The organism is Chitiniphilus eburneus, assembly GCF_005048205.1.
GTDB classification, from domain to species: Bacteria; Pseudomonadota; Gammaproteobacteria; order Burkholderiales; family Chitinibacteraceae; genus Chitiniphilus; species Chitiniphilus eburneus.
Genome location: NZ_SUMF01000004.1, coordinates 155,886 through 176,455 on the forward strand (window position 1 = coordinate 155,886; position 20,570 = coordinate 176,455).

General features: G+C 64.2%; 21 protein-coding genes. 5 read left to right on the top strand and 16 right to left on the bottom strand.

Annotated features, from left to right (window positions below; genetic code table 11):
* Positions 1 to 61: 61 nt before the first annotated feature.
* Positions 62 to 463 (top strand): rhodanese-like domain-containing protein, encoded by a 402-nt coding sequence (locus FAZ21_RS06995; RefSeq protein WP_136772562.1) that lies wholly within the window; start codon positions 62 to 64, stop codon positions 461 to 463.
* A gap of 65 nt (positions 464 to 528) precedes the next feature.
* On the opposite strand, the gene glmM is transcribed toward FAZ21_RS06995, so the two are convergent.
* The 4 genes from glmM to FAZ21_RS07015 all read right to left on the bottom strand — a co-directional run bounded on the left by glmM (position 529) and on the right by FAZ21_RS07015 (position 5,449).
* Positions 529 to 1,893, bottom strand: coding sequence for a phosphoglucosamine mutase (glmM, locus tag FAZ21_RS07000; protein WP_136772563.1), 1,365 nt, complete (start codon positions 1,891 to 1,893; stop codon positions 529 to 531).
* A gap of 42 nt (positions 1,894 to 1,935) precedes the next feature.
* Positions 1,936 to 2,760 (bottom strand): dihydropteroate synthase, encoded by an 825-nt coding sequence (gene folP / locus FAZ21_RS07005; protein ID WP_136772564.1) that lies wholly within the window; start codon positions 2,758 to 2,760, stop codon positions 1,936 to 1,938.
* Between the two features lie 59 nt (positions 2,761 to 2,819).
* Positions 2,820 to 4,730 carry an ATP-dependent zinc metalloprotease FtsH gene (gene ftsH / locus FAZ21_RS07010; protein WP_136772565.1) on the bottom strand — a complete coding sequence of 637 codons (1,911 nt, stop codon included), beginning with the start codon at positions 4,728 to 4,730 and terminating at the stop codon, positions 2,820 to 2,822.
* Positions 4,731 to 4,828: 98 nt separating this feature from the next.
* Positions 4,829 to 5,449, bottom strand: coding sequence for an RlmE family RNA methyltransferase (locus FAZ21_RS07015; protein WP_136772566.1), 621 nt, complete (start codon positions 5,447 to 5,449; stop codon positions 4,829 to 4,831).
* Between the two features lie 147 nt (positions 5,450 to 5,596).
* On the opposite strand from FAZ21_RS07015, the gene FAZ21_RS07020 reads away from it, so the two are divergent.
* Positions 5,597 to 5,920: a YhbY family RNA-binding protein gene (locus tag FAZ21_RS07020; protein WP_136772567.1), complete on the top strand. Its 324-nt coding sequence runs from the start codon at positions 5,597 to 5,599 to the stop codon at positions 5,918 to 5,920.
* Positions 5,921 to 6,175: 255 nt separating this feature from the next.
* On the opposite strand, the gene FAZ21_RS07025 is transcribed toward FAZ21_RS07020, so the two are convergent.
* The 5 genes from FAZ21_RS07025 to FAZ21_RS07045 form a co-directional block, all read right to left on the bottom strand.
* Positions 6,176 to 6,610, bottom strand: a complete 435-nt coding sequence (locus FAZ21_RS07025) for a DUF4149 domain-containing protein (protein WP_136772568.1) — start codon at positions 6,608 to 6,610, stop codon at positions 6,176 to 6,178.
* A 41-nt stretch (positions 6,611 to 6,651) separates the two neighbouring features.
* Positions 6,652 to 7,134: a transcription elongation factor GreA gene (gene greA, locus FAZ21_RS07030; protein WP_136772569.1), complete on the bottom strand. Its 483-nt coding sequence runs from the start codon at positions 7,132 to 7,134 to the stop codon at positions 6,652 to 6,654.
* Between the two features lie 176 nt (positions 7,135 to 7,310).
* Positions 7,311 to 10,532, bottom strand: a complete 3,222-nt coding sequence (carB, locus tag FAZ21_RS07035) for a carbamoyl-phosphate synthase large subunit (RefSeq protein ID WP_136772570.1) — start codon at positions 10,530 to 10,532, stop codon at positions 7,311 to 7,313.
* Between the two features lie 153 nt (positions 10,533 to 10,685).
* Positions 10,686 to 11,816, bottom strand: a complete 1,131-nt coding sequence (gene carA, locus FAZ21_RS07040; RefSeq protein WP_136772571.1) for a glutamine-hydrolyzing carbamoyl-phosphate synthase small subunit — start codon at positions 11,814 to 11,816, stop codon at positions 10,686 to 10,688.
* 206 nt (positions 11,817 to 12,022) lie between these two features.
* Complete coding sequence (locus FAZ21_RS07045; RefSeq protein WP_136772572.1) at positions 12,023 to 12,505, bottom strand: glutathione peroxidase; 483 nt, start codon at positions 12,503 to 12,505, stop codon at positions 12,023 to 12,025.
* A gap of 137 nt (positions 12,506 to 12,642) precedes the next feature.
* Here FAZ21_RS07045 and FAZ21_RS07050 point away from each other — a divergent pair, with 137 nt between their 5' ends.
* On the top strand, positions 12,643 to 13,089 hold the full coding sequence (locus FAZ21_RS07050; protein ID WP_211243396.1) for a DUF1841 family protein: 447 nt from the start codon (positions 12,643 to 12,645) through the stop codon (positions 13,087 to 13,089).
* Here the strand turns inward: FAZ21_RS07050 and FAZ21_RS07055 are convergent.
* The 3 genes from FAZ21_RS07055 to cyaY all read right to left on the bottom strand — a co-directional run bounded on the left by FAZ21_RS07055 (position 13,002) and on the right by cyaY (position 15,390).
* Positions 13,002 to 14,585 (bottom strand): M48 family metalloprotease, encoded by a 1,584-nt coding sequence (locus FAZ21_RS07055; RefSeq protein WP_136772573.1) that lies wholly within the window; start codon positions 14,583 to 14,585, stop codon positions 13,002 to 13,004. The two genes, FAZ21_RS07050 and FAZ21_RS07055, sit on opposite strands and share 88 nt — an antisense overlap.
* A gap of 77 nt (positions 14,586 to 14,662) precedes the next feature.
* Entirely contained in the window at positions 14,663 to 15,043 is a 381-nt protein-coding gene (locus FAZ21_RS07060; RefSeq protein WP_246038518.1) for a YqaA family protein, read from the bottom strand.
* Positions 15,044 to 15,078: 35 nt separating this feature from the next.
* A complete protein-coding gene (gene cyaY, locus FAZ21_RS07065; protein ID WP_136772575.1) occupies positions 15,079 to 15,390 on the bottom strand; it encodes an iron donor protein CyaY in 312 nt (103 codons plus the stop codon).
* 56 nt (positions 15,391 to 15,446) lie between these two features.
* Here cyaY and lptM point away from each other — a divergent pair, with 56 nt between their 5' ends.
* Positions 15,447 to 15,683, top strand: a complete 237-nt coding sequence (lptM, locus tag FAZ21_RS07070) for an LPS translocon maturation chaperone LptM (RefSeq protein ID WP_136772576.1) — start codon at positions 15,447 to 15,449, stop codon at positions 15,681 to 15,683.
* Positions 15,684 to 15,718: 35 nt separating this feature from the next.
* On the opposite strand, the gene FAZ21_RS07075 is transcribed toward lptM, so the two are convergent.
* Together FAZ21_RS07075 and hpnC are read right to left on the bottom strand one after the other, a co-directional pair.
* The gene (locus FAZ21_RS07075; RefSeq protein ID WP_246038520.1) at positions 15,719 to 16,243 is read right to left on the bottom strand and encodes a thermonuclease family protein; all 525 of its coding nucleotides are present in this window, start codon (positions 16,241 to 16,243) and stop codon (positions 15,719 to 15,721) included.
* On the bottom strand, positions 16,240 to 17,073 hold the full coding sequence (gene hpnC, locus FAZ21_RS07080; RefSeq protein WP_136772577.1) for a squalene synthase HpnC: 834 nt from the start codon (positions 17,071 to 17,073) through the stop codon (positions 16,240 to 16,242). Before hpnC ends, FAZ21_RS07075 begins: the two co-directional genes overlap by 4 nt.
* 104 nt (positions 17,074 to 17,177) lie before the next feature.
* On the opposite strand from hpnC, the gene FAZ21_RS07085 reads away from it, so the two are divergent.
* Positions 17,178 to 17,477 carry a ComEA family DNA-binding protein gene (locus tag FAZ21_RS07085; RefSeq protein ID WP_136772578.1) on the top strand — a complete coding sequence of 100 codons (300 nt, stop codon included), beginning with the start codon at positions 17,178 to 17,180 and terminating at the stop codon, positions 17,475 to 17,477.
* 184 nt (positions 17,478 to 17,661) lie between these two features.
* Here the strand turns inward: FAZ21_RS07085 and FAZ21_RS07090 are convergent, their stop codons facing one another.
* A complete protein-coding gene (locus tag FAZ21_RS07090; RefSeq protein ID WP_136772579.1) occupies positions 17,662 to 18,276 on the bottom strand; it encodes a response regulator transcription factor in 615 nt (204 codons plus the stop codon).
* The gene (locus FAZ21_RS07095) at positions 18,273 to 20,531 is read right to left on the bottom strand and encodes a PAS domain-containing sensor histidine kinase (protein WP_169307289.1); all 2,259 of its coding nucleotides are present in this window, start codon (positions 20,529 to 20,531) and stop codon (positions 18,273 to 18,275) included. Before FAZ21_RS07095 ends, FAZ21_RS07090 begins: the two co-directional genes overlap by 4 nt.
* Between the last annotated feature and the right edge of the window lie 39 nt (positions 20,532 to 20,570).

Sequence of the window (20,570 nt, forward strand, 5' to 3'; positions counted from 1 at the left end):
GCATTCAAGACGTGCCACACCAGCGCTACATTGAGGCATCCGTTCGCGACCTGAAGACATCATGGATGCCCAACTCCAACACTACGCCAACAAGCTCGCCTACGAGATCGATGCCTGGGATCTGTCCGAAGCCCTGCGTGCCGGACAGGACGTGATCGTTGTCGATGCCCGTTCGCCCTCGGCCTACGCCCGTGAGCACATCCCCGGCGCCATCAACCTGCCGCACCGCTCAATGGATCACGCCACCACCGCCCACCTGGATCGCGCCACGCTGTACGTCAGCTATTGCGACGGCATCGGCTGCAATGCCTCGACCAAGGGTGCGTACAAACTGGCTCAACTGGGCTTCACGGTAAAGGAGTTGATGGGTGGCCTGGATTGGTGGAAGCGTGACGGCTACGCGACCGCCGGCGATGCCGCCACCTGCGCGCTCGACGCCGAGGACTGCGGCTGCGCAGGCTGAGCTGCCAGCCTTCCAGACGACAACGCCACCGTTCAGGTGGCGTTGTCGCATCCGGCAAGAGCCGCTTACTCGGTATCGGCCTCGCTGGTCACCACCGTGGCGATGCGTTGCGCCCAATTCTCGGCGACGCCCGCGTCCACATGCTCGACCATCACGCGGATCACCGGCTCGGTGCCGGACGCGCGCAACAGCACTCGTCCCGACTGACCCATCGCCACTTCGGCCTGCTGGACCGACTCCTTGATCGCCACCGAAGCCATCGCGTCAAAGCCTTTGGCGATGCGTACGTTCTTCAGCACCTGCGTGGACAGCGCCAGGGTATCGGTCAACGCCGACAGCGTCTTACCCTGTTCGATCACGGCTTCCAGCACCTGCAACGCGGAAACGATGCCGTCGCCCGTGGTATGGCGATCCAGGCTGAGGATATGGCCCGAGCCCTCACCACCCAGTACCCAGCCACGCGCCAGCATGCGCTCCAGTACGTAGCGGTCGCCCACCTTGGCACGTTCGAAGGCGATGCCTTGCGACTTCAGTCCGTTCTCCACGCCCAGATTGGTCATCAGGGTGCCGACCACGCCGCCACCGGGCAACGTGCCGCGCGCATGGCGGTATTGCGCCAGCACGTAGATCAGCAGGTCACCATCGATCACGGTACCGTCGCCATCGACCATGATCAGCCGGTCACCGTCGCCGTCGAGCGCGATGCCGTAGTCGGCGCCTTGGGCCAGCACTGTCTTGCGCAGCAACTCCACGTGGGTGGCGCCACACTCTTCGTTGATGTTGAAGCCGTTGGGCTGGTTGCCGATGGTGACAATGTCGGCGCCCAGTTCGTGGAACACCTGTGGTGCAACCTGGTAGGTCGCCCCGTGGGCGCAGTCGATCACCAGCTTCAACCCGCGCAGGTCCAGTTCATTGGGAAAGGTGGACTTGCAGAATTCGGTGTAGCGGCCATTGGCGTCGGTCACACGCCACGATTTACCCAGTTGCTTGGAGGAAACGCACGGTTGCGGATCGTCGATGGCGTCTTCGATCGCCAGTTCGACCTCATCCGGCAGCTTCTTGCCGCCCGCGCCGAAGAACTTGATGCCGTTGTCGTAGTACGGGTTGTGCGAGGCCGAGATCACCACGCCGGCAGACAGGCGCAATGCGCGGGTCAGGTGGGCAACGCCGGGGGTGGGCAACGGGCCGGTCAGGTGGACATCGACGCCAGCGGCATTCAAGCCGGCCTGCAACGCGGCCTCCAGCATGTAACCAGAAACGCGGGTGTCCTTGCCGATCAACACGGCAGCGTGCTCACCGCGCAAGCGTTTTTCGGATGCCGCCAGCACACGCCCGGCGGCGTAGCCCAGCTTCATCGCAAAATCAGGCGTAATCGGATATTCGCCAACCAGACCGCGCACGCCATCGGTGCCGAAATACTTGCGAGCCATGTATCCCACTACTCCTATGAAAAGGTCATGAAAGCTTGGCGACTATTTTAAAGCGGCCCACACCTTGAGTGCATCCACTGTTTCCCGCACATCGTGTACGCGAACGATATGAGCGCCGGCCTGGGCTGCCACCACGGCCGCGCTCACACTGGCCGCAAGGCGTTCGTCGACCTGACGACCGGTAAGCTGGCCCAGCATGGTCTTGCGCGAAACCCCCACCAGCAGTGCGCAGCCCAATTGCGCGATGATTTCAGGCAGGGCACGGAACAACGCCACATTGTGTTCCAGCAACTTGCCGAAGCCGAAACCCGGATCGAGCACGATGCGCTCTGCGGCAATACCACAGGCCAGCGCGGCATCGCGGCGCCCCGCAAGATAGGCGCAGACCTCGGCCACCACGTCGTCGTAATGCGGCTCGCTCTGCATGCTCTGCGGCTCACCCTGTTTGTGCATCAGGCATACCGCCGCGCCGGAGGCCGCCACCAGCGGCAATGCTCCCTCCCCTTCCAGTGCGGATACGTCGTTGATCAGGTCGATGCCGACCTCCAGCCCTGCGCGCATCACGGCCGGGCGGCGCGTATCGACCGACAGCGGGACATTCAGCGATTGCAAAGCCGCCAGCACCGGCACCACGCGCCGCGCTTCTTCGTCCTCGGTCACCAGCGCAGCCCCGGGACGGGTCGATTCGCCACCGATATCCAACATGTCCGCGCCATCGCCGACCAGGCGCTCGGCCCTCGATACCGCGCGCGCCACCGAATCGTACCGTCCGCCATCGGAGAACGAATCCGGCGTGACGTTGATGATGCCCATGACCAGCGGGCGCGACAGCGGCAGCGCGAAGCGACCGCATTGAAGGGTTTGCATGGATTGGCCTCTAAAAAGCAAAGGCGGCCCGAGGGCCGCCTTTGGGGTGACACGAACGATCAGCCTTCCGTTGCCGGCGTAGTGGTTGCGCTGGGCGCATCGCCACTGGGCTGGTCGGACGCCGGCTGCGGACGCGGCGGCGGCGGGTACTTGGGCGGACGCGGGTCGCGGCCTTCCATGATGTCGCGCACCTGATCGCGATCGATGGTTTCCCATTCCATCAGCGCGGCGGTCATCTTTTCCACCATGTCGCGATGGCCATCCAGCAGCTTCACGGTCAAGGCGTATTGTTCGTCGATGATGCGGCGGATTTCGGCATCCACCTGCTGCATGGTCGCTTCGGACACATTCTTGTGCGTGGTGACCGAGCGACCGAGGAACACTTCACCGTCGTTCTCGCCGTAGACCATCGGGCCCATCTTGTCGCTCATGCCGTAGCGCGTGACCATGTCGCGCGCCATGCGGGTGGCACGCTCGAAGTCGTTCGACGCGCCGGTGGAAATCCGGTGCACGAACAGGTCCTCCGCCACGCGACCACCGAACAGGATGGTGATTTCGTTGAGCATCTGGTCCTTGTAGAGCGAGAACTTGTCGCGCTCCGGCAGTTGCCAGGTCAGGCCCAGCGCGCGGCCGCGCGGCATGATCGTCACCTTGTGGACCGGATCGGTACCTTCCAGCAGTTCGGCGACCACGGCGTGGCCCGACTCGTGGTAGGCCGTGGCGCGGCGCTCGTCCTCGGTCATCACCATGGTGCGGCGCTCCGGCCCCATGTAGATCTTGTCCTTGGCCGATTCGAAATCGTCCATGTCCACCAGGCGCTTGTTGCGGCGCGCGGCGAACAACGCGGCCTCGTTCACCAGGTTGGCGAGGTCGGCGCCGGACATGCCGGGCGTGCCACGCGCCAGGATGGTGGCGTCCACGTCGTTGGAAATCGGCACCTTGCGCATGTGCACGCCCAGAATCTGCTCGCGGCCCCGGATGTCGGGCAACGGCACCACCACCTGGCGGTCGAAACGGCCCGGGCGCAGCAGCGCCGGGTCCAGGACGTCGGGGCGGTTGGTTGCGGCGATGACGATGATGCCCGAATTGCCCTCGAAGCCATCCATCTCCACCAGCATCTGGTTCAGCGTCTGCTCGCGCTCGTCGTTGCCACCGCCCAGGCCGGCGCCACGCTGGCGGCCGACTGCGTCGATTTCATCGATGAAGATGATGCAAGGCGCATTCTTCTTGGCGTTCTCGAACATGTCGCGCACGCGGGCCGCGCCCACGCCGACGAACATTTCAACGAAATCGGAGCCGGAGATCGAGAAAAACGGCACCTTGGCTTCGCCGGCAATGGCCTTGGCCAGCAGCGTCTTGCCGGTACCGGGCGAACCGACCATCAGGATGCCGCGCGGCATGCGGCCGCCCAGGCTCTGGTATTTGGAGGGATCGCGCAGGTAATCGACGATCTCGGTGACTTCTTCCTTGGCCTCGTCGCAACCGGCGACGTCGGCGAAGGTCACCGCGTTATTGCTTTCGTCCAGCATCTTGGCGCGGCTCTTGCCGAAGCTGAACGCGCCGCCGCGACCGCCACCCTGCATCTGGCGCATGAAGAAGATCCACACGCCGATCAACAGGATCATCGGGAACCAGCTGATGAAGATATTCATCAGCATGCTCGGCTCTTCCTCGGCCTTGCTGGCGAACTTCACGTTGTGCTTGATCAGCGTATCGACCATGCGGAAGTCGAACGGCGCCAGCGTGGAGAACTTCTGCCCATCGGTACGCTGCCCGCGGATGATGTAGCCGCGCAGCATGTTGCCTTCGATGGTGACGTCGGTGACCTGGTTGGTCTCCACGTCCTTCATGAACTGCGAATACGGCACCTGCCCAGCGGTTTCCTGCTGCTTGGTGAACTGCTGGAACACGGTCATCAGCACCAGACCGATGATCAGCCAGATGGCGATGTTCTTGCCGAGATTGTTCACGGCTTACTCCTTGCGCGACGGACGCGAAATCACGATGTGCATTCTAGGGTGAATCGACCTTCGAGCGCGAATGCGAAGGATGATCGACAGCAGCCCCGTCAACCCTTTTTCTGCTTGCCCAGCAAATACATCTCGGGGCTGCGGTCACGGGATGCCTTGGGTTTGCGGGTGACCACCTGCGTGAAGGTCTCCCGCATGGCGGCCAGGAATTCGTTGTAGCCATAACCCTGGAATACCTTGACCAGCAAATCGCCGCCGGGTTTCAAATGATCCTGCGCGAATGCAAGGGCGAGTTCGCACAGATAGATGCTGCGGGCCTGGTCGGTGACGGCATTGCCACTGATATTGGGGGCCATGTCGCAAATCACAAGATCCACCTGGCGGCCGCCGAGCAGCGTGGCGTAGCGCGCCAGCACTTCGTCCTCGCGAAAATCGCCCTGGATGAACTCCACCCCCGGAATGAACGGCATTTCCAGCAGGTCCATCGCGAACACGCGGCCTTTTTCGCCCACCGCGCGCGCGGCCACCTGCGACCAGCTACCGGGTGCGGCGCCCAGGTCGGCGACCCACATGCCAGGCTTGAGCAGTTTGTCCTTCTCGTTGATTTCGAGCAGCTTGTACGCCGCGCGCGCGCGGTAGCCGTCCTTTTGCGCCATGTGCACGTAATGGTCGTTCACGTGCTCCTGCAACCAGGCATTGCTCGATTTGCTGCGGGCCATCGGCCTATCCTTTCTTCCACGACATCGCGCCCGCCCCAGCGGTCAGGCGAGCCTGCATTTCAAAAACACGGCGTCCGCGCGGAAAACGCGCCGCTCACGCCAGTAAAATCAAGTAAAATCCGGGTTTTAGAAAAACGAAGCACCCTTATGAAAATCGAACTGTCCCCGGTGGAGCGACAATATCTGCGTGGCCTGGCCCACAGCCTGAACCCGGTGGTCATGATCGGCAACAATGGCCTGACCGAAGCGGTGATCCGCGAAATCGCCATCAACCTGGATGCCCACGAGCTGATCAAGATCCGTGTGCTGGGCGATGACCGCGCACTGCGCGAGCAACTGCTGCAACAGATTTGCGATGAACTCGGCGCCGCGCCGGTGCAGCATCTGGGCAAGCTGTTGATCGTCTACCGCCCGTCCAGCATCGACAAGCCGCGCATCGCGCTGCCCAAGAGCAAAAAGAAGAGCGGCTGATCCCGCTTGCGGATCCGCGCGACAAGGACGGCCAAGGCCGTCCTTTTTCGTTGCATGCGCCAAGGGCACCTTACCAATCCACGTTAAAAATCTCAGCCCGGGCAAACCGAGGCGCCCTCGCGGCGGCGAGGGCGAGGGAGTGGCATCGATCAAGGGAGCATCGGCACATGCAAACCACCCATGCTCAGGTTCACGGCTTTGCCGAGAATTCGCTGCCGGATCAGCCTCAGCAGACGTTTGCAATTGGTCTGGCACTCAGCGGGCGTCGCGCCAGACGTAGATCACCCCGAACACGGTCTGGACCAGATAGATCAGCGCCGAGATGGTATGCCATTGCTCCAGGCCACCACCGAACATGCCGGTCGCCGCTTGCGAGATGCCCGGCTTGATGCCGGCGATGATCGGGAACACGGCGAACTGGTTGATCAGCGTGCAGGTCAGCATGCCGATCACCAGCCACAGCTTGGCCTCCTGGAAGGCGCGCAGGCCTTCGGCCCACAGCCAGTATACGAACAGGTAGATGCCCGCCACGATGCCCACCCAGCCGATGGCGCGGAACAATTGCCCCGCCACCTGCCCCGCCACGCGGTTATCCAGCGATTTGAACAGGATGGGCGCCACCATCACGCCGATCACCCACAATCCGCCGATCCAGAGCACCGTGAAAATGGATTTGAAGCCGTTGGCCATGATGATTGCGCTGTATCAGGAGTGAAGGGGACGCTGCTCGCTCAGACGTAACGCACGTCCAGCACTTCGTATTCGCGGATGCCGCCCGGCGCAACCACTTCGGCCACGTCGCCGGCGTACTTGCCGATCAGTGCGCGCGCGATGGGGCTGGACACCGAAATCTTGCCATCCTTCAGATCGGCTTCGTCGTCGCCGACGATCTGATACGTCACCTTGCTGGCGGCATCCAGGTCTTCCAGTTCCACCGTGGCGCCGAACACCACGCGGCCTTCGGCCGTGTGCGCCAGATCGCGCGGATCGATCACCTGCGCGTTGGACAGCTTGCCTTCCAGCTCGGCGATGCGGCCTTCGACGAAGCCCTGCTTTTCCTTGGCCGCGTCATATTCCGCATTTTCCGACAGGTCGCCGTGCGAGCGCGCTTCGGCGATCGCGGCAATCACGGCAGGTCGATCAACGCTTTTCAGGCGTTGCAGTTCGACCTTCAGTTTTTCCGCGCCGACCACGGTCAACGGGATCTTGATCATCGTTCACTCCCTCGGGGATCGCCACGCGATGCCCCGTAAAATCAAAGGGCCAAGACAGGGCTTGGCCGAACAGTTCACCGCCGCCCGCCTCCGCATCATCGATACGGTGCCCGGCCACGGCTCGGAAAAAGGACAGCCGCCGTCTCGGAGGACGGCGGCTGTACCGGCTTACGGTATCAGGCTTTCAACTGGCGATGCAAGCTCTGCAGGTCGTACACCCGCATCTCGCCCAGGTCGCGCAAGCCGACGCATGCCGCCTTGGCTCCGGCGATGGTGGTATACAGCGGCAGCTTCGCCTTCAGCGCCTCGTGACGGATGGAGTAGCTGTCCTGAATCGCCTGGCGACGCTCGTCCACCGTGTTCACGATCATGGCGATGCCGCCGTTCACGATCATGTCCACGATGTGCGGACGGCCTTCGGTCACCTTGTTCACCGCAGTGACATCGATGCCGGCAGCGGCGATGGCGCTGGCGGTGCCCTTGGTGGCAATCACCTTGAAGCCCAGCCCGGTCAGGATGCCGGCGCATTCGATCGCGCCCGCCTTGTCGCTTTCACGCACCGAGATGAACACGTTGCCGCTGCTCGGCAGTACCACGCCGGCCGCGAGCTGGCTCTTCACGAACGCTTCGGCAAAGGTATCGCCCACGCCCATCACTTCGCCGGTGGACTTCATTTCCGGCCCGAGGATGGTATCCACGCCGGGGAACTTCACGAACGGGAAGACCGCTTCCTTCACCGAGTAGTACGGCGGAATCACCTCGGCGGTGACATTCTGGCTGGCGAGGCTCTGCCCGGCCATGCAGCGCGCGGCGATCTTGGCCAGCGACATGCCGGTGGCCTTGGACACATACGGCACGGTGCGCGAGGCGCGCGGATTCACTTCCAGCACATAGACCACGGCGTTCTCGCCCTGACCCTGGATCGCGAACTGCACGTTCATCAGGCCGATGACATTCAGCGCACGCGCCATGGCGACGGTCTGGCGACGCAGTTCGTCCTGCAGTTCCCGGGACAACGAGTACGGCGGCAGCGAGCAGGCGGAGTCGCCCGAGTGCACGCCGGCCTGCTCGATGTGTTCCATGATGCCGCCGATGATGACCTGCTGGCCGTCGGACAGCGCATCCACGTCCACTTCGATGGCGTCGTTGAGGAAGCGATCCAGCAGCACCGGGCTGTCGTTGGACACCTTCACGGCTTCGCGCATGTAGCGCGTCAGGTCGTCCTCGCTGTGCACGATCTGCATCGCGCGGCCGCCCAGCACATAGGAAGGGCGCACCACCAGCGGGTAGCCGATGCGCGCGGCCAGGGCCAGCGCGTCCTTTTCGTTACGCGCGGTGGCATTGGGCGGCTGGCGCAGGCCCAGGTCCTGCAACAGCTTCTGGAAGCGCTCGCGATCCTCGGCGGCATCGATCATGTCCGGGCTGGTGCCGATGATGGGCACGCCGTTGGCTTCCAGTGCGCGTGCCAGCTTCAGCGGGGTCTGGCCGCCGTATTGCACGATCACGCCGAACGGCTTCTCGACCTCGACGATCTCCAGCACGTCTTCCAGCGTCAGCGGCTCGAAGTACAGGCGGTCGGACGTGTCGTAGTCGGTGGAAACGGTTTCCGGGTTGCAGTTGACCATGATGGTCTCGTACCCGTCTTCACGCAGCGCCAGCGCCGCGTGCACGCAGCAGTAGTCGAACTCGATGCCCTGGCCGATCCGGTTCGGGCCGCCGCCCAGCACCATCACCTTCTTGGCATTGGTCGGCTGCGATTCGCACTCTTCCTCGTAGGTCGAGTACATGTAGGCGGTGTTGGTGGCAAACTCGGCCGCGCAGGTGTCCACGCGCTTGTAGACCGGGCGCACGCCGACGGCATGGCGCGCCTTGCGCACCGCGTTCTGGTCGCAACCGAGCAGCGCGCCGAGGCGGCGGTCGGAGAAACCCTTGCGCTTCAGCTTCCAGATTTCGTCGCGACCCAGGCTATCCACCGAGCGGCCGCGCAGGCTGTTCTCGATCAGTACGATGTCTTCGATCTGCGCCAGGAACCAGGGGTCGATCTTGGACAGGTCGTGCACTTCGTCCAGCGACAGCCCGATGCGGAACGCGTCGGCCACGTACCACAGGCGGTTCGGGCCGGGCGCGGCCAGTTCCGATTCGATGGCCTGGCGGTCGGTGGTCACTTCGTCGAAGCCGGACATGCCGGTTTCCAGCCCGCGCAACGCTTTTTGCAGCGATTCCTGCTGGGTACGGCCGATGGCCATCACCTCGCCCACCGACTTCATCTGGGTGGTGAGCTTGTCGTTGGCCTGAGGGAATTTCTCGAAAGCGAAACGCGGCACCTTGGTGACCACGTAGTCGATCGACGGTTCGAACGAAGCCGGCGTCTTGCCACCGGTGATTTCGTTCTTCAGTTCGTCCAGCGTGTAACCCACGGCCAGCTTGGCCGCCACCTTGGCGATCGGGAAGCCGGTGGCCTTGGAGGCCAGCGCCGACGAGCGCGACACGCGCGGGTTCATCTCGATCACGATCATGCGGCCGTCGGCCGGGTTGACCGAGAACTGCACGTTGGAGCCACCGGTATCGACGCCGATCTCGCGCAGCACCGCCAGGCTGGCGTTGCGCATGATCTGGTATTCCTTGTCGGTCAGCGTCTGCGCCGGAGCGACCGTGATCGAATCACCGGTGTGCACGCCCATCGGGTCCAGGTTCTCGATCGAGCAGACGATGATGCAGTTGTCGGCGCGGTCGCGCACGACTTCCATCTCGTACTCTTTCCAGCCGAGCAACGATTCTTCGATCAGCAGTTCCTTGGTCGGCGACAGGTCCAGGCCACGGGTACAGATTTCGATGAATTCCTGGATGTTGTAGGCGATGCCGCCGCCCGACCCGCCCATGGTGAACGACGGGCGGATGATGACCGGGAAGCCGATGTCGGCCTGTGCCGCCAGCGATTCCTCCAGCGTGTGGGCAATGGCCGAACGCGCCGAACCCAGGCCGATCTTTTCCATCGCGGCCTTGAACTTCTGGCGATCCTCGGCCTTGTCGATGGCTTCCGGCGTGGCGCCGATCAGCTCGACCTTGTATTTGTCCAGCACGCCGTTGCGCCACAGGTCCAGCGCGCAGTTCAGCGCGGTCTGGCCACCCATGGTAGGCAGGATCGCGTCGGGGCGTTCCTTGTCGATGATCTTCTCGACCACTTGCCAGGTGATGGGCTCGATGTAGGTGACATCGGCCATGTTGGGGTCGGTCATGATCGTGGCCGGGTTGCTGTTCACCAGCACGACCTTGTAGCCCTCCTCGCGCAACGCCTTGCAGGCCTGCGCGCCGGAGTAGTCGAACTCGCACGCTTGCCCGATGACGATGGGGCCGGCGCCGATGATGAGGATGGTCTTGATGTCTGTACGCTTGGGCATTGCTTGTTTGGGAAGGGGGAAGGGGGAAGGGGGAAGGGCCAAAACACACCTCCGCACCGACCTGCCGACCCTGGTTCCACTACTCCCTGAAAAAACCTTCGTAACGGAAAAAACGAAGGGGACAGGTCAAATGCCCCCTTTTTTCTTCCCTCTTTACTGGCGCGGCGCGCCCATCATGGCGATGAACCTGTCGAACAGGTATGCCACGTCGTGCGGGCCAGGGCTGGCTTCCGGGTGGCCCTGGAAGCTGAACGCCGGGGCATCGGTCAGCGCGATGCCCTGCACCGTGCCGTCGAACAGCGAGCGGTGGGTGACGCGCACATTGGCCGGCAGGCTGGTTTCATCGACCTGGAAGCCGTGGTTCTGCGACGTGATCATCACGTGACGGGTATCCAGGTCCTGCACCGGGTGGTTGGCGCCGTGGTGGCCGAACTTCATCTTGCTGGTGGCGCCGCCGACGGCCAGGCCCAGGATCTGGTGGCCCAGGCAGATGCCGAACGTGGGAATGCGTCGGTCGATGAACTCGCGTGTGGCGGCAATGGCGTAGTCGCAAGGCTCGGGGTCGCCCGGGCCGTTGCTGAGGAACACGCCATCCGGCTTGAGTGCCAGCACCTCGGCGGCCGGGGTCTGCGCCGGCACCACGGTCAGCTTGCAGCCGCGCTCGGCCAGCATGCGCAGGATGTTCTGCTTCACGCCGAAGTCGTACGCCACCACGTGGAAACGCGGGTTGTGCTGCGTCGTATAGCCGACGCCCAGCTGCCATTCGGCGGTGTTCCAGTCGTATTGCTTATCGCTGGCGACGACCTTGGCCAGATCCTGGCCGGCCATCGAGCCGAACGACCTGGCCTTTTCCACGGCGGCGGCCGCATCGATGTTCGCCCCGCTGACGATACAGCCGGGCTGGGCCCCCTTCTCGCGCAGGATACGGGTGAGCTTGCGGGTATCGATATCGGCAATCGCGACGACGTTGTTGGTCTTGAGATACTCGCCCAGGCTCATCGACGAGCGGAAATTGGAATGCAACAGCGGCAGATCGCGGATGATCAGGCCGGCGGCGAACACGGTGCGGCTTTCCGCATCCTCGTGGTTGACGCCGTAGTTGCCGATATGCGGATAGGTCAGCGTGACAATCTGGCGGTTGTAGGATGGATCGGTGAGGATTTCCTGATATCCGGTGATCGCGGTGTTGAACACCACTTCACCGATGGTTTCACCATCGGCGCCGATCGAAGTACCGTGAAACAGAGTGCCGTCGGCTAGCGCGAGCAGGGCGGGTTGGGACACTGGCGGCTCCTGGGCATTGCGCCCAAATAATGCGAATTTCCGGGGGTACACGTACAAAAACGGGATAGGTCGCCCCCATCCCGTTTGCTGTGCAAAATTGCCGGGATACTACCGCAAAACGCCTTTTCTTTCAACGCCCGGCCAGCCCCACGGCGACGCACAATCCATCGGAGCGCCCCACCGCCGCATCCCCTGCCCGCTGGCGCTCAGCCCAGCAGCTTTTCGATGTCCCCGCTCAGCTCCTCCGGCTTGGTGGTCGGCGCAAAGCGCTCCACCACGTGTCCTTCGCGATCGACCAGGAACTTGGTGAAGTTCCACTTGATGCCCTCGGTACCCAGTACGCCCGGCTCCGACTTTTTCAGGAACTGGTAAAGCGGGTGCGCGTTATCGCCGTTCACGTCGATCTTGGCGAACACCGGGAAGGTCACTTCATAGCGGCTGGCGCAGAACGATTTGATGTCCGCCGCGTCGCCCGGCTCCTGTGCGCCGAACTGATTGCAGGGAAACGCCAGCACCGTCAGGCCGCGTGAGCCGTATCGGCGATACAGCGATTCCAGCCCTTCGTACTGCGGCGTGAACCCGCACTGGCTGGCGACGTTGACGATCAGCAGCACCTGGCCGCGATAGCTGGCCAGCTCCACCGTCTTGTCATCGATGTCCTGCGCCTGGAAATCATAAACCGTGGTCATGCCCTGCTCCTTTCGTTGTCCGATGCGGCCGCGCCCGTTCGCCGGGGCGGAACCGTTCTTCATGCACTGCGCACACCTGGCGGATTATGGACGCGGTTCTGAGGGATAATCGCCCGATCATCGCCTCAAGATCGCCCATGCTGTTCAATCCATCCCGCGACGAAGCCCGCCGCTTCTTCATCGAATCCTGGCAAAAGCACCAGGCCGCCGCCCCGCTGACCGACCTGGAGCTGATGACGGTGGGCGTGCTGCTGCGCCACCCCGAATACCATCCTTTCCTCAGTCTGGACTACCTCGACCGCGACTGGCCGCCGGAATTCGGCGAGACCAATCCGTTCCTGCATGTTTCGATGCATCTGGCCATCGAAGAGCAATTGTCGATCGACCAGCCGGCCGGCGTGCGCGCGCTCCATCGTGCGCTCTGCGAAAAGCTCGGTGACGAGCACGCGGCCCTGCACGCCATGACCGAAGGACTGGCCGAGATGATCTGGCAGGCTCAGCGCCAGGGCATGCCGCCCGATCCCGACCGGTATCTGGACGTGCTGCGCGCATTGGTCGGCGCCCCCACCTCCACCGGCGGCTGAGGCTGAGCCGGCAGGGCCTGGCTGCTGTCCAGTGACGACGGCTTGCCAGCCTTGCGGCGTTGCGATTCGTCGTCCTGCTGCAACTCGCGCAGCCGCGCCTCGATGCGGGACAACAGATAGAAATCGTCGCCGGGCTGACGCTGGGCGATCTGCAATTGCTCGATGGCCGCGGTGTATTCCAGCAGCCGCACGTAGTATTCGGCCTGCGCCGCATGCTGGCGCTGCGCGTTGCCCAGCCCCTGATACGCTTTCGCCTCCCGCTGATACAGCTCGGCATCGGAGGGATAAAGTTCCTGTGCGTCGTGTGTAAGCGCCAGCGCATCGTTCAGTTGTCCGGCCGCGAGACGCGCATCGATCTCGCCATAGACCAGCGCGCGGCTACCCGGAAAGCGCTGCGCCGCCTGTTTCAACTGCGCGGCGGCCTCCACCGGCCGGCCCTGCGCCAGCAGCAATTGTCCTTGCAGGTACTCCAGCGCCGGATGGGCGCGGCCGTAGGCGGTGCGGGCGCCATCCAGGCTTTTTTGCGCCCCGGCGAAATCGCGGTTACGCAGTTGGGCCAGCGCATAGCCATAAAGGTGCGCGGCCCGATTGGCAAAACGCCCTTCACTCAGGGTCTTGGCGTAGAAATCCAGCATGGTGCGCTGATCGCCCTGCAACACCCTGGCCTTTTCCCGCATGAACAGGAAGTCCTGCGAATCGGGCACCTGGCGGTAGGGCATGTCCTTGAGTCGCGCCTGTGCATCGGCGATCCGCTTGTAGGTCACCGGGTGGGTGCGCAGGAACTCCGGGGCATTGTTCTCGACCAGGCGGTTGTGCTTTTGCAGGCGGTCGAAAAACACCGGCATGGCGGACGGATCGAAACCGGCGCGGGTCAGCGTCTGCATGCCGATGCGGTCGGCCTCCTGCTCGAAGCCGTAGGTGAAATCGAGCTGGCGCTGGATCGCCATGGCCGGGCCGGCCGCGGCAGCGGCGGCAGCCATATCGCCATGACCGGCGTGCGCGGCCAGGATCGCCAGCCCCAACGCCGCCAGCGTCATCCAGGGCGTGACGCGCTGGCTTTCGATCATCCGCGCGATATGGTGCTGCGTGACGTGCGCGATTTCGTGCGCCAGCACGCTGGCCAGCTCGGATTCGTGCTGCGCCATCACGATCAACCCGCTATGTACCGCGATCACGCCACCGGGCACCGCAAAGGCGTTCACCGACGGATCGCGCAGCGGCAGGAAGGTAAACGAGGCCCGCGCGTCCTCGCTGGCATCGACCAGACGCCCGCCCAGTTGATTCACGTAGGCGGTCAGCTCGGGATCATCCAGCAACATGCCGCTGCGCCGCAGTTCGCGCATCACGGATGCGCCGATCTGGCGCTCGTCGCTGGCCGACAGCCCTTCGCTCGACGTGTCGCCCAGATCGGGCAGCGGGCTTTCATAGGCGTGGGTCGGCAGAACGACCAGCAAGGCAAGCGCAGCGGCAGCGCAACGACGCCGAAGCGAAGACATCGATTGATTTCCCCTGTCAAAAACCACGTCGCACGTCCGGCGGCAAAACCCGCATGCAACGCCCTTCGTGACCACTTTTATTGAAGCAGGCCGCGTAGCGACGCAGCCAGCGCAAGATAGCGCACGAATTTACCCAGGACCAGCCAGGGCAACACCCGGCGCCACGGCCAGCGTAGCCAGCCGGCGGCAAGGCAGAGCGCGTCGCCCAGCACCGGCACCCAGGACAGCGCGAGCGTCACCGCGCCGTGGCGCGACAACCATGCCGCACGCTGGGGAATGGCCGTGGCCGGCAGGCGCGTCCCCAGCCATACGGTCACGATGCCGCCCAGCGTATTGCCCAGCGTCGCCAGCATGAGCGGCAGCCAGAAGGCCTGGTCGTATTTGAGCAGATAGGCAGCCAGCGCCACTTCCGAGTTCCCCGGCAGCAGCGTGGAAGAAAGGAAAGCCGATGCGAACAACCCGGCGGCCCAGGCGTCCGGCAGCCAGGACAGCGTCAGAACGAGAAATCCTCAGCGGCATGCAGGCGCACGGCCGCCGCCAGATCGGCGTAGAACTCGCCTTCGCCGCGCGTATTGCGCCATTCGCTTCCGGCCAGGCGATAGTGGAAGCCGCCATTCCTGGCGGCGATCCACAACTCCTGGTTGGCGGCGTGGCGATTGACGATGATCTTGCTGCCATCGTCGAACTCCAGCTCCAGCACATTGCCGGCCAGAAGCGGATCGACGTCGATCCCGGCAGCATCGAGCGCGGCCTCGATCTGGGCAAACACAGCGTCGGTCAGGGCGAGGAATTCGGATTCGGTCATGGGATCGGCGGAATGGGCGCGTGATAACATCGCGATTTTGCCACCAAAGCACGGCGATGCGCGTACTTCTCCCCCTGCTGTTCGTCCTGGGTTTCGCCGGCTGCGGCTTCAAGGGCGATCTTTATCTGCCCCCTCAGACGGTCAAATCCAAACCCCGCCCTGCGGCCATCACACCCATCCCGGCCGCCGTCGAAGGCGCAACCAGCGCACCCGCCATCGGTGATCCGCCACCGGTGCCCGGCACGCCAGCCGCTTCCGCGCCGGCCGTGACAACGGCCAGCTTCGTCGAGTAAACCCACGACGACAGCCGGCTGAGCCCGCGCCGGACTCAGCCCTTGTTGCGCCGGTTGTGCCGATAGTCCCACGGCGCCTGCGGCCGCCTGCCCTGCCATAGTCCGGCGTGCGTGGCACGCGCACCGGTCTCGGCATCCTGGTATTGCGCGAACTCGGCGTCGCTCTGCCCACGGGTGAACTGGCGGTAATGCCAGGCCATCCCTTCCCGCACCAGAACCAGATTGATGTCCTGGTCATCCTGCCAGATGCGCGCCACCGCCCGGCCGTAGCGATCGGTCTCGATCACCTCGGCACGCACGGCGCGACCGTAGACCAACGCCGACAGCCGCCATTTCGCCACGTCGCCAAAGGCCTGGGCCTTTTCGGGCGCATCGATATAGGCCAGCCGCACCTTGTGCTCGTGCAGGGTATCGTCGAGAACGGTCAGGGTGTCGCCGTCGGCGACGCCCACCACACGCCCCGACACCGTTTCGCCACGCCCGGCCTCGCCAGCGGGCAGGTCGAGCTGTAGACAGCCGGTCAGCAGCCATGCCGCCAGCCACAGGACATGGCGCCTCATTTCTTGCGCAGTGCGCGCCACAGCAGGCGCGGCCAGTCGGCGCGCTCCAGGACGGGGCGCTGGTTGAACATGTCGTAGCCGGCGTGCTGCAACTTGGTGAGGATGGCGTCACCGCCCAGCACCGTCAGCCGCAATTCCAGGCCGATCCGGCCCGGCAAGGCCAGCGCCAGCGGGGCACCGGCCTGGAGCATGCGTCGGGTACGGTCCACCTGGAAGGCCATCAACCGCCGCCAGTTGCCATCGACCCGCCCTTCGGCGATCTGGGCCTCGGTCACCCGGAAGCGGGCCAGGTCATCCTGCGGCAGATATACGCGATCCTTGCGCCAGTCCACCGCCACGTCCTGCCAGAAATTGATCAGTTGCAGCGCGCTGCAAATGCCGTCCGACATCGCCAGATGACGCTCGTCCGCCTCGCCGAAACAATGCAACAGGATGCGCCCCACCGGGTTGGCGGAACGGCGACAGTACTGGATTACCTCGCCAAAATCCGCGTAGCGCGTTTTTACGACGTCCTGTTCGAAGGCGGAGAGCAGGTCATGGCAGAGCGAAACCGGAATGCCGAAATCGCGCACCGCTTGCGCCAGTACCTGATAACGCACGGTCTGCGGCACTTCGCCGTGCTCGATACGTGCCAGTTCCGCGTGGCATTCCGCCAGCGCGGCCAGCCGCACCTCGGGTGGGGCATCGCCTTCGTCCGCCAGGTCGTCCGCGTGCCGGGCGAAGTGGTACACGGCGGCCACCGGCTTGCGATAGCGGCGCGGCATCAGCAACGATGCCACCGGGAAATTCTCGTAATGGGATACCGACGCCTGCGCGCTCAATCCATTCATGGTCTGAATACAGCCTGACAAAATTTACTGGAAATTCTGGGAATAACTTCTAAATTCATTTTGTGCATTCATTTGCACACAAATTCAAAATCAGGAGAAGAGAGATGATGCAAAAGATCGTGGGCCTGCTGGTCGGGTTGCTGTTGGCGGCTTCGGCCTGGGCGGCGGTGGATATTAACACCGCCACCGCCGAGCAACTGGAAACGCTGCCCGGAATCGGCGCGGCCAAGGCAAAGGCAATCGTCGATTACCGGGGCAAGAACGGGCCGTTCAAGAGTACGCAGGACCTGACCCGCGTGCCGGGCATCAAGGAAGGCACCTATGCGCGCCTCAAGGATGAGGTAAGCGTCGGCAAGCCAGCCGCCAAAGCAGCACCGGCCAAGGCTGCGGCCAAGAAAAAGTAAGGCACGACACCCGGCGCGGCGGGGGCCGCGTCGAACAGTGGCAACCCTATCCGCCGATTCGATGGCATCGGCAGGGACCGCCAGCCAGGCGCCTACCGATGGCCCGAACATCATCGGATTCCACCAGCGCCCGGCGCGACCGAAAACCCGGCCCAGGCACCTGCCGCGCGCACCCTGCCGACCGTCAGCCCGCGATTTCGTTGAGCGGTACATCCTTGAGCAAGGCCGCCAGTTCCACCGCCGAGCGCACGCGCAGCTTGGTATAGATGCGAGCCCGGTGCACCTCCACCGTCTTGATGCTGATATCGAGCACATCGGCGATCTGCTTGTTGAGCCGGCCGGCCAGCAGTTCGCGCAGGACCTCGCGCTCGCGCGGCGTCAGTTCGGACAGGCGGGCGTTCAGCGATTGCCGGGCCTCCCAGTTGCCACGGTGTGACGCGTCCTGTAGCAACGCCGCCTCCACCTTTGTCACCAGTTGCCGGTGATCGAACGGCTTTTCCAGGAAATCGGTGGCGCCCTCCTTCACGGCAGCCACCGCCATCGGCACATCGCCATGGCCGGTGAGAAAGATCACCGGCGGTAGATAGGGCTGGTTCTTCAGGCGGTCGAACAACTCCAGCCCGCTGGCCCCGGTCATGCGCACGTCCACGATCAGGCAGCCATAGTTCGCCACGTCGGCATGGGCCAGGAAATCCTCCGCGCTTTCGAAGGCGGCGGTCTGCCAGTCGCGGGTTTCGAACAGCAGCGTCAGCGCGTCGCGCACCGCCACGTCGTCATCGATGATGCCAATTGGTTTCATGCTTGCGGGATGTCCTCGGTGATGAGCGCGCCAGCCAGTGGCAGGCGGCAGATAAAGCGCGTGCCGCCGCCCGGGTTGGGCTCGACACGCAGATGGCCCCGGTGCTGTTCCAGCACCGAACGGCAGATATTGAGCCCGACGCCCATCCCGTCGGGTTTGGTGCTGAAGAAGGGCTGGAACGGCCCATCGGGCTGCGGCATGCCCGGCCCGCGATCGGCAACGCTGATTTCCAGCGCGTCGTCCACTACCTGCGCGGCGATACGGATCTCGCGTGCGCCACCGTCGGTCATGCCTGCCATCGCTTCCAGGCCATTTTTCAGCAGATTGAACAACACCTGCTCCAGCATCACCGGGTCGCCCGGGAACACGGGCAGCGACGGCGGCAGGTCCACCTTGATCCGGGCTCGGGTCTGGCGCGTCAGCGGTTCGAGCAACTGCAATGGCACCGCCAGCAGTTCATCCAGCCGGCAGGCCTCGGCACGCGGCGCGCGCTTGGCAACGAAGTTGCGGATGCCCCGGATGATCTGCCCGGCACGGTGCGCCTGCTCGCCCATCTTGACCATGACTTCGCGGGCGCGCTGCACGCGCGGCGGTTGCAGGGCCAGCATCTCCTCGCCCGCCGCCGCATAGCTGCCGATGGCCGCGAGCGGTTGGTTCAGCTCGTGCGCCAGGCTGGATGCCAGCTCGCCCATGCTGACGAGCCGCGCGGTATGTTGCAGCTTTTCGCTCTGCATGCGGGTGACTTCGGCGGCCACGCGCTGTTCGGTGATGTCGGAAACGATATCCAGCCAGACCCGGCGGCCATCAACCCAATCGATGCTGCGCCGTTGCATGTGGTACCAGTGGCCGGACGCGGGGTCGTTGCAGTCGGCCGCCAGCGAACCGGCCGGTAGCAGGGGTACCAGGCAGCAATCGGCTTCGGCATGCAGCATGAAGGTATCGGCGTGGTGGCGGTTGCGGTACAGCAACTTGCCGGTTTCCGCATCGGTCACCGACACCGCTGCCTCCAGCCCTTCGAGTACGGTCAGCAATTGGGTACGCGATGCGGCCAGCGCCTCACGCTCGCGCTTGATCTCGGTGACGTCGTACATCGATGCCATCCAGCCCCGGTATTCGCCACGCCCGTCCACCAGCCGCGACGAATACAACCGCACGTCGAAGCGCTCGCCATTGCGGCGCATGAAGCGCAGCGGGAAGCCGTTGGGTGGCGTCTGCCCGTCCAGAATGGCGCGATGCGCCGCCGCGCACTCCTCCAGCGCCTCCGGCGGCCAGTACGGCATTGGCGGCACATGGCCCAGCAGTTCGTCGGCGCGCCAACCCACCATACGGCAGAACGCGGGGTTCACGTAGATGATGCGGCCATCGAGGTCCATCGCGCGCAGGCCGGTCATCAGCGAATCCTCCATTGCCGAGCGGAAGCGCATTTCGTCCTGCAATGCCGCTTCGGCGCGATGGCGTTCGCCCATGCGCTGGCGTAGCAGCACCAGCACCCACCACAGCACCGCCAGCAGCACGATCACCGCCCCCAGCAGCCACAGATGACGGGCCGAACGCGGGGCCTCCCGCACGCTGGCAACCAGCTTGAGCGCGTGGCCTGGTGGCTCGAAGCCGATGGTCTGCGTCACGCCGGCCGGCACCGCCTCCACCCGGCTGGGCGCCAGCACCGCGCCGCGCCCGTCGGTGAGCACCAGGTCGTAGCGCTGCACCATCCACCAGGGAATGCGCTGTTGCAGTAACTGGGGCAGCGAATAGGTCGCCAGCACCGCGCCGCTGTAGACCGACCCGGTGAAGTACGGCACCACCAGCACCACCATCGGCTCGTTGCGCAGGATGACGTTGGAGTAGACCGCATGGCCCAGCGTCGCGGCTCCGTCGATGGCCTCGACCAGTTGATCGTTGCCCAGCGGCACCAGGCTGTTGGGGCGATCGCTATAGATCGGTAACCCGCCCTGGCGCGCGCCCAGGTTGTTGACGAACTCCAGCGACTGCATTTCCGGATTCACTTTCAGCAGCGCATCGGCTCGGGCGACGAAATCGCGCGGCGTGATGGCGCGGGCGGCCAGGCCGTAAGCCAGGTTTTCCAGCACATTCTGGTTGGTTTGCAGATGCAGGCGGATGCCCTGTTGCTGCCATAGCAGATCCTGCGCCAGCGTGGCCTGCTGGGTGATGTGGGTCTGGCGATGATCGACCCAGGCGTAACCGATCAGCACCAGCAATACCAGGCCGATGGCGCCATGGGCCAGCAGCCACGGCATGCGGCCGTGCGGAGAAACATGGAATGAAGGAACACGCAT

Excerpts from the sequence above, each read along its gene's own strand:
- FAZ21_RS06995 (WP_136772562.1), top strand. The coding sequence starts at position 62 with ATGGATGCCCAACTCCAACACTACGCCAACAAGCTCGCCTACGAGATC.
- glmM (WP_136772563.1), bottom strand. The coding sequence starts at position 1,893 with ATGGCTCGCAAGTATTTCGGCACCGATGGCGTGCGCGGTCTGGTTGGC.
- folP (WP_136772564.1), bottom strand. The coding sequence starts at position 2,760 with ATGCAAACCCTTCAATGCGGTCGCTTCGCGCTGCCGCTGTCGCGCCCG.
- FAZ21_RS07015 (WP_136772566.1), bottom strand. The coding sequence starts at position 5,449 with ATGGCCCGCAGCAAATCGAGCAATGCCTGGTTGCAGGAGCACGTGAAC.
- FAZ21_RS07020 (WP_136772567.1), top strand. The coding sequence starts at position 5,597 with ATGAAAATCGAACTGTCCCCGGTGGAGCGACAATATCTGCGTGGCCTG.
- FAZ21_RS07025 (WP_136772568.1), bottom strand. The coding sequence starts at position 6,610 with ATGGCCAACGGCTTCAAATCCATTTTCACGGTGCTCTGGATCGGCGGA.
- greA (WP_136772569.1), bottom strand. The coding sequence starts at position 7,134 with ATGATCAAGATCCCGTTGACCGTGGTCGGCGCGGAAAAACTGAAGGTC.
- carB (WP_136772570.1), bottom strand. The coding sequence starts at position 10,532 with ATGCCCAAGCGTACAGACATCAAGACCATCCTCATCATCGGCGCCGGC.
- FAZ21_RS07045 (WP_136772572.1), bottom strand. The coding sequence starts at position 12,505 with ATGACCACGGTTTATGATTTCCAGGCGCAGGACATCGATGACAAGACG.
- FAZ21_RS07050 (WP_211243396.1), top strand. The coding sequence starts at position 12,643 with ATGCTGTTCAATCCATCCCGCGACGAAGCCCGCCGCTTCTTCATCGAA.
- FAZ21_RS07055 (WP_136772573.1), bottom strand. The coding sequence starts at position 14,585 with ATGTCTTCGCTTCGGCGTCGTTGCGCTGCCGCTGCGCTTGCCTTGCTG.
- cyaY (WP_136772575.1), bottom strand. The coding sequence starts at position 15,390 with ATGACCGAATCCGAATTCCTCGCCCTGACCGACGCTGTGTTTGCCCAG.
- lptM (WP_136772576.1), top strand. The coding sequence starts at position 15,447 with ATGCGCGTACTTCTCCCCCTGCTGTTCGTCCTGGGTTTCGCCGGCTGC.
- FAZ21_RS07075 (WP_246038520.1), bottom strand. The coding sequence starts at position 16,243 with ATGAGGCGCCATGTCCTGTGGCTGGCGGCATGGCTGCTGACCGGCTGT.
- hpnC (WP_136772577.1), bottom strand. The coding sequence starts at position 17,073 with ATGAATGGATTGAGCGCGCAGGCGTCGGTATCCCATTACGAGAATTTC.
- FAZ21_RS07085 (WP_136772578.1), top strand. The coding sequence starts at position 17,178 with ATGATGCAAAAGATCGTGGGCCTGCTGGTCGGGTTGCTGTTGGCGGCT.
- FAZ21_RS07090 (WP_136772579.1), bottom strand. The coding sequence starts at position 18,276 with ATGAAACCAATTGGCATCATCGATGACGACGTGGCGGTGCGCGACGCG.
- FAZ21_RS07095 (WP_169307289.1), bottom strand. The coding sequence starts at position 20,531 with ATGCCGTGGCTGCTGGCCCATGGCGCCATCGGCCTGGTATTGCTGGTG.